Source organism: Almyronema sp., from assembly GCF_052168255.1.
GTDB lineage: Bacteria > Cyanobacteriota > Cyanobacteriia > Phormidesmidales > Phormidesmidaceae > Sphaerothrix > Sphaerothrix epifaneia.
The window spans coordinates 1-12,538 of record NZ_JBQLZL010000084.1 but is presented as its reverse complement, the minus strand read 5'-3'; the positions used below and the strand labels follow the sequence as shown (position 1 = coordinate 12,538).

Sequence of the window (12,538 nt, the reverse complement as noted above, 5' to 3'; positions counted from 1 at the left end):
ATTGAACAAATAATTTATGACCCCGACTGACTTATTTATAAGTCGTTAACTTCACATTGGACACAGGTAAATTACCTAAAATTTTAAATTTCTACCGTTAGGCTGAAGAACTTGTTTTTAGCAATAAGCCTTCCGGTAGAAATAAAAAACAAGACTTTTCTCAGCTTTAGATCAAAACTGAGAAAAAAGAAAATAGGTTAGTGTCAAAGGGTATCCAGTTTTATAGCCCTTATTCAAACAGCCAAAAAGGCTTGAATTTCAGTTTTTTTATCTACAAAAAACCAGGGCTAGAAGATAAGCGCTACCCCAGAAATTAAATTTGCCCAGAGTGAGATGCACTCGCACCGAGGCTAGTGACGGCGCTAAGACCGATGAAGTTCCGCTAAGCTTTGAGCCAAATTACGTTCAATATCACAGCACTGTTCTAGCCCCACTGGCGGACTTGAGGCGGACTGCAGAACACATTGGCTAGAACTGGCTAATCAATGGAGATGGTTGTCGGGCCTTTACCGTTGCCTTCTGGAGGCATTTGGGTAGCAGTGACAGGTTGCCCTGCCTCTTTGCTGAGCCAGCTTTTAACCGGATCTTCGCCCAAACTAAGGCGAAAAGCACCTGAACAAAAACCACCCAGAAAAGCAATCGGCTGGCTAAACATTTCACGCACAAGGGGGGTTAGTTCGTCTAAAAACACGCGATTACAGGCTCCTTGGGGTTTGCTAGCTTGATCCTAGCGCGAAACCCTGGGCTGAGTCAGGGCATTGCTACCTTGTGCAGCAGTTTCGGCCAAGTGTTGCCAATGCCTTTTTTAAGGAATGCCACAAAAGGTATCTGGAAATCACAAAGTATCAGCGATTATTGCTGATGGGTCAAGCACTATTGACAGTTTTCCGCTACACCGCTTTACTCAAGGGCAAAGGGAGCTTATTTTCAAGCGCCTCAGATGCTGCTTGAGCATCTCGTAAAGTTTGTCTCAACGGTCGGCACTGTGTATCAGTTTCTGCAACTCCTGCAGCTTATTTTGCAATGGATTATTCACTGGCTTGAACCTGTGATTGTTCCGGTCTGTTTTGTCTTGGCTTGGTCAGTTGTGGCGCTAGGACTATGGAGTCTTTGGGCTGCCGGACGCGACGGCCTCGCAAATGCCAAGCGCATGCACCAAATCCCCTGCGCCGATTGTCGGTACTTTACCAATCAGCATCAGCTAAAGTGTCCTGTGCATCCTTGTCAAGCACTTTCTGAAGCCGCTATTGACTGTCCCGACTTTGAGCCTGTCATGATAGTGCCTTGTTCAACTCAAAATTGAAACAGACATGTTAGTGCAAAAACTGATGGACTGCGAGGAGTTTGTAGCAGGCGATGGTACGCTGCTCAGAGAGCTGCTGCACCCTGACAAACAGCCGATTGATCTTCGCTACAGTCTGGCTCATGCTATTGTTCCGGTTGGGCAAATTTCAACGCCTCATGCCCTGAAAACTTCTGAGGTTTATTACATTCTCAGCGGTCGGGGAGAAATGCATATTGAGCGCGAAACGCAGCTTGTCAAACCGGGGGATGCGATTTACATTCCGCCCAATGCGCGACAGTTTATTCGCAATTGCGGCAATGAGCCGTTGGTATTTATTTGCATTGTTGATCCGGCGTGGCAACCGGAAGACGAAGTCGTTTTTGCCCCGGCTGGGGTTGCAGAACCAGAAGAATAGGTAAACCGCCCAAGGCCACCGTTGAGCGATCGCTGAAACAGCAGCCCAGTGGGCGAAGATTCTTTGGGTTTGCCGCCCCTACCAGAGTAGCCCTGCTGGGGGCTGACTTAGACAGGTTGTAAACAACTCTCTAGCGTTGCGTAAATCGTTTCTGCATTGAGCTGGCGGCCAATCACAACCAGCTTTGTCAGTCGAGGTTCGTGGGGGTGCCAGGGGCGATCGTAAAAGCGATCAAAGCGGGAACCCACACCTTGCACGACCAGCCGCATGGTTTTGCGGGGAACCACGACAAACCCTTTAACGCGATAAATTTCTTGGGTTTGGCTGAGTTGCTGCAAGCGCTCAATTAGCGCATCTGGCTCAAACGCCCGGTCGAGCACAATCGGAACTGAGGTAATGTCATCATCGTGATCGTGGTCGGCTTCGTGGTCATGATGGCTGGGTCGATGATCTAAGTTGTCTTCTACAGCAGCGTTGAAGCCCAACAAAATTTCTGCGCTGATTTGTCCTTGATGACAGGCGATCGCCTTAACCCCTTGAGGCAGTTGGGCTTGTAACCAGGTTTGAACGCGATCGCGCTCAGCCGATGTAACACAATCTGCCTTCGTCAGTAAAACCAGGTCGGCGCAGTTAAGCTGGTCTTCAAACAGTTCTTCAAGGGGGGTTTCATGCTCCAGGCTATCGTCTGCCTGCCGCTGCGCTTCTAGCGCCGCTAGATCACCCACTAGCCGTCCACTGGCTAAAGCCTCGCAATCAACAACCGTAATCACCCCATCAACGGTTGCCTGGGTGCGAATTTCTGGCCAGCGAAAAGCCTGGACTAAAGGCTTGGGCAACGCTAAACCAGAGGTTTCAATCACGATGCAATCAATCTGGTCACGCCGCGCCATCAGCGTTTGCAGGGTGGGCAAAAACTCTTCTTGTACGGTGCAGCAGAGGCAACCATTGGCTAGCTCCACAATATTGCGGCCAGGTTCGTCGTCTTCATCGCAGACCTGGCAGGCTTTGAGTAAATCACCGTCAATACCAATTTCACCAAACTCGTTGACTAAAACAGCAATACGGCGATCGCCGTTGTTTTGCAGCAGATGACGCACTAAGGTGGTTTTTCCGGCTCCTAAAAAGCCTGTGATTACGGTGACAGGAATTTTGTGCATGGTTTTTATCCGAGCCACAGAGTGGTTAACAAAGCTGCGCCAAAGCCAGCCACAGCAAAGCCAGCAAAGCGCAAATTTAAGTGGGCTTGCTCAGCAGCAGCCATCTGCTTTATCTGGGCAAAGCGGTAGGACACAGCCGCGATCGCCAGTTGAACAGTGCTAAAGCCAATCAGATAAGCTATCAGCGGCGAACGCTCAGCCCCAATGATCGTTTCGCCGTAGGCGTAGCCATGAAATAAGCCTGCAAACAGGGCAACCCCAGCCACCCAACCCACCGACGGGCGAATCGCTACTGCTAACAAAATGCCTGAAATGAGTACGGTGACTGAAACAGTGGTTTCAACTGCCGGAAGGTTTAGCGCCATCAGATGTAGCCCTGTGCCCATTAGGGTGCTGGCAATAAAGCCAATAGGAATCACAATGCCCCAGCGCCAACGGGTCGCCAGTAGCCCCAGCGCCACGACCCCGACAACATGATCTAGACCGATGATGGGATGCCCCAAGCCTGAGAGCAGCCCTTGCCAAAAGTTAGCGGGCGTCTGAGCGCCAAAGGGATGGTGCGCTAGCGCAGGCATAGCCACCCACAACGTTGCCAATACTACCGCCAGCGGCAAGCTGACGTTTACCTTTTGTAAACTTTTCATCCGTACCTCGCAGATGGGTTAATTGCCTAGCGGGCATTCTGACTTACCTGATGGGGAGGTGAAGTTTAGATTTGGGCGCTTGCCAGAGGCAGATCAGAACCAAAAGCTAAAATTTTCAATCTCACATCGGCTTACAGCTGCGGGACAGCGCTGGATTTGCACCAGACTTTCCCCAATTTGACGTTCGCGGGAGCTAACCCGCCCTAACGCAAATCTCCGGTGGCTGTTCCCCACCGGAACCAAGGCTCAATTAGCTTATCACGCAGTCTTCGCTACAGACTGCTTGCAGCCTATCCTGTAGGGCGGTGCGTTATGGGGTAACGTCGCCGTTACGGCGATCGCAGTTTGGCGACAAAAAACCCATCCATGTTTTGACGATGCGGCCAAATTTTGACCCATCCTTCTGAGGACGCGATCGCCTGAATTTCTGGCTGCGCTGGGGCTTCTAGCTGCCAGCCGGAATGAGTAGACAAAAACTTTTCTAAAATTGCTTCGTTTTCGGCGGGGTGCAGTGTACAGGTGGAATATACCAGCACCCCCCCCGGTTTGAGCCAGGTAGCCGCTTGGTCAATCAGTTCGCTTTGCAGGTGGGTTAGCTCGTCAATCCGCGCTGGTGACTGTCGCCAGCGGGCATCGGCATGGCGGTGCAGCGTTCCCAAGCCTGAGCAAGGCACATCTAGCAGCACCCGATCAGCCGTCTGGGTAAATTGCGGCAGTGAGCGGCTGTCGCCCGTTAGCAATTGAATTGAGCCAAGCTGCAATCGGTCAATATTTTGCTGCACTTTCTTTAGCCGAGAATCAGCGCGATCGCAGGCCCAAATTTGACCGCGATCGCCCATGAGTTCAGCCAAATGGGTCGATTTACCGCCCGGAGCCGCGCAGGCATCAATCATCACCTCACCAGGTTGAGGATCCACCATCTGGCTCACCAACTGAGCGCTGGCATCTTGCACCGTCCACCAACCCTCGGCATACCCCGGAAGCTGCTGAATATTGCCAACGTGGCTAGCGAGTCTGAGGGCTTGCGGCAGGCGAGGCAAACGATAGACTTCAATGCCAGCTGCCGCAAAGGCCGCTTCAACCTCTGCCAGAGACGTGCGCAACGGGTTGATCCGCAGGTCAATAAAAGGGGGGCGGTTAAACCAATCGCAAAGTTCAGCCAGTTCAGCTTCAGGCAAAAGCGGCTGCCAAACCTGAAGAATCCAATCTGGGAAGCTGTGCAAAATACCCAGCCGTCGAATCGGCTCGGTGGGAAGCTGCAACGGCTCCGCCAACTCAGCCGCCAGCCGAACGTATTGCCGTAACAGGCCATTTGCCACCCCCGCCAGCTTGCCCAAACGGTGCTGTTTAGCTAAATCTACGCTGGTATTGACGGCGGCTGAGGCGGGAATCTGATCGAGATAGCGTAGCTGATATAGCCCCAGATGCAAAATTACCCGTAGATCTTGCGGTTGCTGATCAGCCCGTTTCTTGCCGAGTTGATCAATCAGGGCATCTAAGGTGCGCTGTCGCCGCACACTGCCGTAAACTAGCTCGCTCAGCAAAGCGCGATCGCTGCTAGAGAGATCGCTTTGCCGCTGCGCTTGATCAATAGCAACATCGGCAAATGCGCCTCGATGTACGGCTCGAAGCGCCCAAAAAGCTTGCTGTCTGGCAGGTGAAAGCGTCAAATCAATAAAATAGGGCGTTTGGGTTAACCGCAACGCCCCGTCAAAAAATTTGTCAATTTTACATAGCGGTATATAGCTGTAGCCATCAAGGCTAAGACACTTGAATCGCTGAAAGCCACTGACAGAAAACCGTTCATTCTGTTTTTTGCTTTCTGCCTTTAGCTGCCTTCTGCCTTTGGCTATAAAGCTATTTACGGCGTCGCGAGGATTGCTGTTCCTGGTTGCGACGACGGCGATCGCGCCATTCTGCTGCTGTGAGATAGGCAACTCCGCCAGTGACGAGCACTAGCAGCAAAGCCGCCGCGATCGCCAGGATGCTATAGATTTGGGGATGAAACCCCACACTCGTTTCCATTACGCAGTTAGCCTAAAAGCCGTTACGTCCCCAAACTACCATTGAGATTGAAAAAGTAAAAACCACTAATAGAGAAACCCAACCGAGCGACAAGATGTCCATAGAATGCAGACAGCAGGCTTAAATAACGTCGTTTTCCATCATACGGTAAAGTCAGACTGGATTTATCGCATTTCTCTTCAGGTCATCCCTGCACTGGTTTCATGACTTCAGCTTTTACCCCCCAGGAACGATGGCAGTCTCTCAAAGTTGGGGCGATCGCCGGAATGTCTGCCCTATTGACAGGTCTAGCACTGTGGCTAGGGCAGCGGGCGATCGCGGTAGGCTGGGTCGCCGCCCTTGACTTTGACCTTAGCGGACTCAGCGGCTTGACGTTTTTAGTCAGTAGCTTAATTGCAGGAATTTCTGGTTTTTTGTTTGGCGTCACCTATCGCTACGCAGTACGCACAGACACTAATCCTCAACTTAAAACCGGGGTGATCAGCGCTTTTGGGCTGGTGCGGGGGCTGGCTCAAGTTGACGTTGGTTCAGCCGTGGCGCAAAGCTTTTGGCCGTTTTTCGCAGCCGCCATCGAGAGCCTGATTTTGTTTGCGATCGCCGGACTGATTTTAGACCTGGGGTTCAAGCAAGGCTGGCTCAAACCCTTTAACTCAGCTTGAAAACTTCAAACTCAGCGTCATCATTAACAACCTGAGCATCGACCGCAGACAGCACTTGATTAGCTGATTTGTCTGACAAAAGACAGTCGTAAACCAGTTGAGCCACATCAGATCGATGAATCCAGCCAGAAATCCGGTAGTCCGCAGTTAAAACGCCGCTGCCAGTGGCAGGCTCAGACTTCAATCCGCCAGGGCGAATAATTGTGTAGGTAAGGCCACTCGTGAGTAAATACTGCTCAGCCTTTTCTTTTTCGACCAAAACCGAGCCAAGCACCGCTTTGGCTCTAGGCGGTAGCGCCACCTCACTTTTGCCCGCCCCAATTGACGAGATCAAGATAAATCGAGGCACCCCAGCCTTCACAGCCGCATCCATCAAATGCTTATTGCCCCAATAATCAGCGCGATCGCCTGTGCCATCCTGCGGCAGTCCGCCTATGGTGCTAACGACCGCTTGAAGGGGCTGACTAGCGAGCATCGCTCGATCGACGGCTGCTGGATCCAGAGCATCCCCCCCAACAACCCCTACCCCCATCGCCGCTAGCTCAGGTTTAGCCGCCTCACTCCGCAGCAAAGCCGTCACCAGATGACCCTTCTGCAAAAGCAGCTTAGCAATTTCACGCCCCACCCCCCGGCTAGCCCCCGCTAAAAAAACGTGCATTTTTAACCTCCCTAGCGATCGCTGATCAAACTCCACCCGCTAGAATAAACCACCCCCACCTCCCCCATCTCCTACTCCCCACCTCCCCCATCCCCCATCTCCCCCTCCCACTCCCTCTCCCACCAAAGTCGGTTATCCACCCCGCCATAACTGCCTTGACAGTCGGTAGAATCAGATAAATGCAGTGTGATGAAGTAGACTCCATGATTCCAACCGTTATTGAGCAATCGGGTCGCGGCGAAAGAGCGTTCGACATTTACTCTCGACTCTTGCGTGAACGTATCGTTTTTCTAGGGCAAGAGGTGACATCGGAGTCTGCCAACCTGATTGTGGCTCAGATGTTGTTTCTAGAAGCCGAAGACCCGGAGAAAGATATCTACCTCTACATCAATTCTCCTGGTGGCTCTGTCTATGCTGGTTTGGGCATTTTTGACACCATAAACCACATCCGTCCCGACGTTTGCACAATTTGCGTAGGCTTAGCGGCTAGTATGGGTGCCTTTTTACTCAGTGCGGGTAAAAAAGGCAAACGCATGAGCTTACCCAACGCTCGGATTATGATTCACCAGCCCCTAGGGGGTGCCCAAGGGCAAGCCACAGACATTGAAATTCAGGCCAAAGAAATTCTCCATCTCAAGGATTTGCTCAATCACGCGATCGCAGACCACACTGGCCAACCTCTTGATCGCATTGCTGAAGATACAGAGCGTGACTTCTTTATGTCGCCAGCAGAAGCAGTTGAGTATGGATTGATTGATCAGGTAATCGATCGCCAATCAGTAGGTAGCCGCCCCATGGCTGTACAAAGTTAGCGCTGCTGCGGCTAGCAAGCCAGTGTCTTAGCGATCAGCAAGTAAAGCGTCAAAAACCACCTTTCTGGTTTCTGGCGCTTTATGAATTTTTGCTACAAAATAATGAAGCAGTGGTGTTTTGGTTGCGAGGAGAAGTTGGATGATTGCGGCTGTTTGCTTTGTGGTGGCCTTTGTATTGGCTAGTTTGGTGGAATACTGGCTACACCGTTTAATGCATGCATCGGCACGTATTGGTGAGCGCCACCGAGATCACCATCGTCGCAATGAAGGCCAGGGCGTTTTGTGGGAATTTCGCGACTACGTGCGCGGCAGCCTGGTAGTGATGATTGTTCCTTTCTTTTTTTCGTTAGAGGCGGGGTTTGGCTGGTTTTTGGGCGCGCTTTTTTATGCCGCTTTTTCGGCCTATGCCCATCAGCTACAGCACGAAAATCCACGCAAATGTTTTTGGATGAAAATGCCTGTCCATTATGTACACCACAAATACGGCATGTGGCACCACAACTTTGGCCTTGCCGTAGATTGGTGGGATCACGTTTTTGGCACTTATAAACCCGTTGAGTGGCCTGCGGCTGATGATTTGCAAATGCCGGAGCGATCGCGCTGGCAGCTCCGCTGGTGGTGACCCTTCGGCAAATCTGGATTTACCCACGTAAGCGGCTTGCTTAGCGCTAAAAGTAGATGTGATTGTGGGTGATTCTTCCTTTTTAAGGTCAGAATATTTTCAAAAATGGCGTAAGCACTGTAAGCAGCTTATGCCATTTTTTTTACCTTCCTGGCCGTTCACTATGGCTTTTAAGCTAGGGATACTGGGGTCAATGAAAGCTGCTGATAGAAAAGCTTTGCTTCTGCCCTTAACCTTCTGCCTGCCTTTGGCAATATCAGCTTTTTCTCCCAACAACAGATCGGTTTGTGTCTAAAGGGGGGTGTTTTTGATGTAAGCAATTGACGCTGGCGCAACTGCGCAGTTGCTTCATGCTCAGCCCCTCTTTACAGATTCTTTAAAAACATTCCGTGAAATCCGTATTAATTTGGCTATATCTGTAGGTGTTCAGGAAGCAATTACGCCCCTATGCCTCAGTTTGTAGTCAAAAATGCCGTTAGCTTTACCCTAAATGCTTTTGAGCAACATGGGTCATTAGATAGATATTTAGCCAACTCATATAAACGTCAATCAATGGATACCGGAAGTTTAGCTTGCAGCGTTGATATCCTGCGGTTGGCGTATCTCAAAAGGCGATCGCGTCAATCCTAAAAATTCCATTTATTTGCTTATCTGTTAATTTTTGGCTCGAAAAACCCTTAGGAATTCTGTTAGTTTTTTTTGCAAAATCTCCAAAGAGAAAGTGAGCCAAAACCTCCTTTTTACTAAGAGCTAAATTCAAAGTAATCATGAAAATTTTTCATCTAATCCATCCTTGTGTGTACGGCATTTTACCTTTTGTAGGGTATGGCTGCTTTACTTTTGGCAGTCATGCTCAAGCAGCAAGCTTGATTCCCACCGAAATTATGTATGACCCCAACAGCGATTGGAATGGTGACTATAACTGGATCGAGCTATACAACCCAAATGAATATGATGTTGACTTGTCTAATTACGTTTTTGCCAATCAAAGCGGGTTCATTAGAGAAGGCGCAGGTTTCATTCCAAAAGGTAGTTTAATAGGTGCGCGATCGACAGCCATACTGTACGGCAGTGTCGTCAGAGATCCTGAAAATGACTGGGGAGACAAAAGCCTACAGCCGCTTCCTAGCTTGTGGGATGCAGACAAAACTCGAAATATCAATTTTATTCCTGTTTTTTTCCCAGGTTGCGGGTTAGGGCACTCCCCTTACTGCGAATTTTATTTTCGCGGTCAGAAAATGAGATTTGGCCTGTGGTCGGTTGCCAGTTGGGATGAAACTCTAGACTTTACCAAAGCATACTTAGACTTCAGTTTTGAAAGGGCTACTGCAACAGTTGATTCTTCCTTTCCGTCGCCTAACGATAGTTCTTCAATCTACTTGAAAGATCTTGCTTTAGACCCTACGGATGGCAGCAACTGGTCGCTCAGCGTTCCGGGTGTGGATGGGGCTTATGCCGTCGCCTCTAACAAAGTTGGCCCCATTGGCGAACACCCAGGCCCCTACGGTGCCAACGACGTAGGTTCACCCGGCTATGTCCCTCAGGTTAATCGGGTTCCTGAACCTTCTGGCCTTTTAGGCGCTGTAGCCAGTGGCTTGATTTTGGGCTGGCAGTGGTTTAAATCCAGAAATATTTTGCGGGGCTAGTAGATCTCAATTTCTCAAGAAATTAGCATTGCCTGTGTGAATTATCTCTCAAGTGTTATGAACTACTTAAAGTTTTTGAAAGCTTGGCTCAAATATCTGCCAATGAATTTGAGTTTGCCCGGTTTAGTTCAATGGGAGCCTTTAGCAAATCCTCAGCCTGGATATAGCGTCGTAATTGGCTGCATGAACAACATGCCTGCGATCGCGATCGCAAATGTAGCTTTCATCTCTAGAATGAAGCTACCCAATATGTATCGCCTCATCCTTGTTTTTGATGTTGAAGCGTCAAAAATTTCAGACAAAGAAGCTATTCTTGAGGCCGCTAAAAATCTACCTGTTCAAATCCTGGGCTATAGCCCTAAACAAGCCGCAGTAGCCAGGTTTTTTTCATGGGGCTGGATTTATGCTTGGCTTTCTTGGAGCAAGGGAATAGCTGCGGCAGAAACTCAATATGTTTTGCTGCATGACCTAGATGCTATGCCGACAGATCCTGACCTTTTTGAAACGCTGTACGCGCCTATGCAAACAGGAAATTCTATGTTTCAGGGTATACAGCACTACGTCAATCAAGACTTTACGGTTCAAGATGGTTTGGTAAGAACGTTTGAGATGCTGGTTGACATTAAGAAGTTACGTCGAGAATTTCAACCATTTGATGCGTTTAACAAAGTTAAGTTTGTAGCTGGCAAACTCATTATTTACGATACTTTCTTATATATTCAGTCACAAGCTAAAAGCTATCAATTAGAAACCATTAACAGCGAGAGTTCCTTAGTTCATCCAACACAGTTGATTAGCCAATATACAGACCTATTGAGCAATCGGGTCACCAAAGGATTCTGGGGAAAATATGCAAATTTGCCTTTATTTCCAATCTATAGTTTTTTAGGAAACAGTCCCGAATTGCTACGTTCTATTACTCGCTACATCAAAGAAAAAAAGAATCCAAACCTACCCTTTATGAATAAGCAAGTTAATTTTTCTGGTATCCCTGCGCGTCATTGGCTTTGGCTTTGGCAACAAGCAAGAACTTTGCAAACTGCCTACTACGGCACATGCAATCCAGATATTGAAGAATATATTACGCTGTTAAATTCTACCTACAATCCGCAAGCCTCTATAAAAGAATAAGAGGCTGCTGCTAAAAGCTTGGCTGATGGTTTCATCTTGATTAAAACCAAAAGAAATTTGATTCAAGATATATCTTGTCTGATGTTTCAATTCAACAAAACTTATCTAACTTTTAATTTTAACAATAGCCGTTTTATTTATCAGCCTCAAAAATACCACTGGCAAACGGATATTTTTTGCCCTCAAAAGCTCTTTAGCTATTTGAGTTTTGGTCAATCATGCCATCTAGAAACGCTATTCTTACAAGTTGATAGCAGCGGCAACATCCTGTATCTTACACTCGCGGCGGATTAAAGCTTTCTTGCAATGACGAACAGAATTTTTGTGCTAGGAGGTGACGGTTTTTGTGGATGGCCTACTTCCCTTCATCTTGCCAACCTTGGCTATGAAGTTATTATTATTGACAATTTATCGCGCCGCAAAATAGATATAGATTTACAGGTCAATTCGCTTACGCCAATAGCCTCTATTTCTACCCGCCTTCAGACTTGGTATGCCTGTTCGGGTCAACAAATTGCTTTTTACAACGTTGATATTGCTAAAGACTATCAGCGCTTTCTATCGCTGATTAATGAATTTAAGCCAGCGGCAATTGTGCATTTTGCCGAGCAGCGATCGGCTCCTTATTCTATGCTCACAGAGCAAACCAAACGATATACGGTAGACAACAATCTAACAGCAACTCACAATGTTTTGTGTGCCATTGTCGAGTCTGGATTGGATATTCATTTACTCCATTTAGGTTCCATTGGCGTTTATGGCTATCAGACTGTAGAGATGGAAATTCCTGAAGGCTATTTGTCGGTTAATATCAATTCAAAGTCAGGAAAAACCATTAGCAAAGATATTCTGTATCCGGTAAATCCTGACAGCATTTACCACATGACCAAGTCTCAGGATCAAATATTTTTCTTTTATTACAATAAAAACAACGGCTTGCGCATTACAGACCTTCATCAAGGCATTGTTTGGGGCACTCAAACAGCCGAAACCAGACAAGATGAACGTTTAATCAATCGGTTTGATTACGATGGTATTTACGGTACAGTACTTAACCGTTTTTTACTGCAAGCTGCTATTGGCTATCCGCTTACCGTTTACGGCACTGGGGAGCAAACCAGAGCTTTTATTCATATTCAAGATACTGTCCGTTGTATTGAATTAGCCATCAAACATCCACCCCAGGCTGGCGATAGAGTACAGATTTTCAATCAGGTGACTCAAACCTGTAGTGTCAAGGCGCTGGCCAACAAGGTAGCCAGTCTGACAGGAGCCACGATCGAATATTTACCTAACCTTCGTCGTGAACCTGACAAAAACGAATTTACGGTTTCAAATCGTTGTTTTCTGGCGATGGGTTTAAATCCCACTACCTTCGAGACAGGACTGTTAGAAGAGGTACGAGATATTGCCCGCTGCTACAAAGATCGCTGCGATCTTTCTCGAGTACCTGCGATTTCCCGCTGGCATAAGTAAGATGGTGT

At 48.2% G+C, this 12,538-nt stretch carries 15 protein-coding genes and 1 riboswitch; of the genes, 8 read left to right on the top strand and 7 right to left on the bottom strand.

What is annotated here, in order from left to right:
- Positions 1 to 478: 478 nt before the first annotated feature.
- Positions 479 to 691, bottom strand: coding sequence for a hypothetical protein (locus ACTS3T_RS18705; protein ID WP_462935347.1), 213 nt, complete (start codon positions 689 to 691; stop codon positions 479 to 481).
- A gap of 249 nt (positions 692 to 940) precedes the next feature.
- Here ACTS3T_RS18705 and ACTS3T_RS18700 point away from each other — a divergent pair, with 249 nt between their 5' ends.
- Together ACTS3T_RS18700 and ACTS3T_RS18695 are read left to right on the top strand one after the other, a co-directional pair.
- Positions 941 to 1,303 carry a hypothetical protein gene (locus ACTS3T_RS18700; protein ID WP_462935346.1) on the top strand — a complete coding sequence of 121 codons (363 nt, stop codon included), beginning with the start codon at positions 941 to 943 and terminating at the stop codon, positions 1,301 to 1,303.
- 7 nt (positions 1,304 to 1,310) lie between these two features.
- Complete coding sequence (locus tag ACTS3T_RS18695; protein ID WP_462935345.1) at positions 1,311 to 1,700, top strand: cupin domain-containing protein; 390 nt, start codon at positions 1,311 to 1,313, stop codon at positions 1,698 to 1,700.
- A gap of 107 nt (positions 1,701 to 1,807) precedes the next feature.
- Here ACTS3T_RS18695 and cobW read toward each other — a convergent pair whose 3' ends face one another.
- From cobW to petN, 5 genes are all read right to left on the bottom strand, one after another.
- A complete protein-coding gene (gene cobW, locus ACTS3T_RS18690) occupies positions 1,808 to 2,857 on the bottom strand; it encodes a cobalamin biosynthesis protein CobW (protein WP_462935344.1) in 1,050 nt (349 codons plus the stop codon).
- A 5-nt stretch (positions 2,858 to 2,862) separates the two neighbouring features.
- Positions 2,863 to 3,501: a HupE/UreJ family protein gene (locus ACTS3T_RS18685; RefSeq protein ID WP_462935343.1), complete on the bottom strand. Its 639-nt coding sequence runs from the start codon at positions 3,499 to 3,501 to the stop codon at positions 2,863 to 2,865.
- Positions 3,502 to 3,512: 11 nt separating this feature from the next.
- Positions 3,513 to 3,716: riboswitch (cobalamin riboswitch) on the bottom strand.
- 114 nt (positions 3,717 to 3,830) lie between these two features.
- The gene (locus ACTS3T_RS18680) at positions 3,831 to 5,171 is read right to left on the bottom strand and encodes a 16S rRNA (cytosine(967)-C(5))-methyltransferase (RefSeq protein ID WP_462935342.1); all 1,341 of its coding nucleotides are present in this window, start codon (positions 5,169 to 5,171) and stop codon (positions 3,831 to 3,833) included.
- A 187-nt stretch (positions 5,172 to 5,358) separates the two neighbouring features.
- A complete protein-coding gene (locus ACTS3T_RS18675; RefSeq protein WP_462935341.1) occupies positions 5,359 to 5,526 on the bottom strand; it encodes a hypothetical protein in 168 nt (55 codons plus the stop codon).
- A 12-nt stretch (positions 5,527 to 5,538) separates the two neighbouring features.
- Positions 5,539 to 5,628, bottom strand: coding sequence for a cytochrome b6-f complex subunit PetN (petN, locus tag ACTS3T_RS18670; RefSeq protein WP_193880490.1), 90 nt, complete (start codon positions 5,626 to 5,628; stop codon positions 5,539 to 5,541).
- Positions 5,629 to 5,729: 101 nt separating this feature from the next.
- Between petN and ACTS3T_RS18665 the strand changes: the two genes are divergently transcribed.
- Positions 5,730 to 6,185 carry a hypothetical protein gene (locus tag ACTS3T_RS18665; protein ID WP_462935340.1) on the top strand — a complete coding sequence of 152 codons (456 nt, stop codon included), beginning with the start codon at positions 5,730 to 5,732 and terminating at the stop codon, positions 6,183 to 6,185.
- On the opposite strand, the gene ACTS3T_RS18660 is transcribed toward ACTS3T_RS18665, so the two are convergent.
- Positions 6,172 to 6,843 carry an SDR family oxidoreductase gene (locus ACTS3T_RS18660; protein ID WP_462935339.1) on the bottom strand — a complete coding sequence of 224 codons (672 nt, stop codon included), beginning with the start codon at positions 6,841 to 6,843 and terminating at the stop codon, positions 6,172 to 6,174. The genes ACTS3T_RS18665 and ACTS3T_RS18660 overlap by 14 nt on opposite strands.
- A gap of 203 nt (positions 6,844 to 7,046) precedes the next feature.
- Between ACTS3T_RS18660 and clpP the strand changes: the two genes are divergently transcribed.
- From clpP to ACTS3T_RS18635, 5 genes are all read left to right on the top strand, one after another.
- Positions 7,047 to 7,655, top strand: coding sequence for an ATP-dependent Clp endopeptidase proteolytic subunit ClpP (gene clpP / locus ACTS3T_RS18655; RefSeq protein ID WP_462935380.1), 609 nt, complete (start codon positions 7,047 to 7,049; stop codon positions 7,653 to 7,655).
- 139 nt (positions 7,656 to 7,794) lie between these two features.
- On the top strand, positions 7,795 to 8,277 hold the full coding sequence (locus ACTS3T_RS18650) for a sterol desaturase family protein (protein ID WP_462935338.1): 483 nt from the start codon (positions 7,795 to 7,797) through the stop codon (positions 8,275 to 8,277).
- Between the two features lie 767 nt (positions 8,278 to 9,044).
- Positions 9,045 to 9,923 carry a lamin tail domain-containing protein gene (locus tag ACTS3T_RS18645; protein WP_462935337.1) on the top strand — a complete coding sequence of 293 codons (879 nt, stop codon included), beginning with the start codon at positions 9,045 to 9,047 and terminating at the stop codon, positions 9,921 to 9,923.
- Positions 9,924 to 9,980: 57 nt separating this feature from the next.
- Positions 9,981 to 11,054, top strand: coding sequence for a hypothetical protein (locus ACTS3T_RS18640; RefSeq protein ID WP_462935336.1), 1,074 nt, complete (start codon positions 9,981 to 9,983; stop codon positions 11,052 to 11,054).
- Between the two features lie 306 nt (positions 11,055 to 11,360).
- The gene (locus ACTS3T_RS18635; protein ID WP_462935335.1) at positions 11,361 to 12,530 is read left to right on the top strand and encodes an NAD-dependent epimerase/dehydratase family protein; all 1,170 of its coding nucleotides are present in this window, start codon (positions 11,361 to 11,363) and stop codon (positions 12,528 to 12,530) included.
- The last annotated feature ends 8 nt before the right edge of the window (positions 12,531 to 12,538 follow it).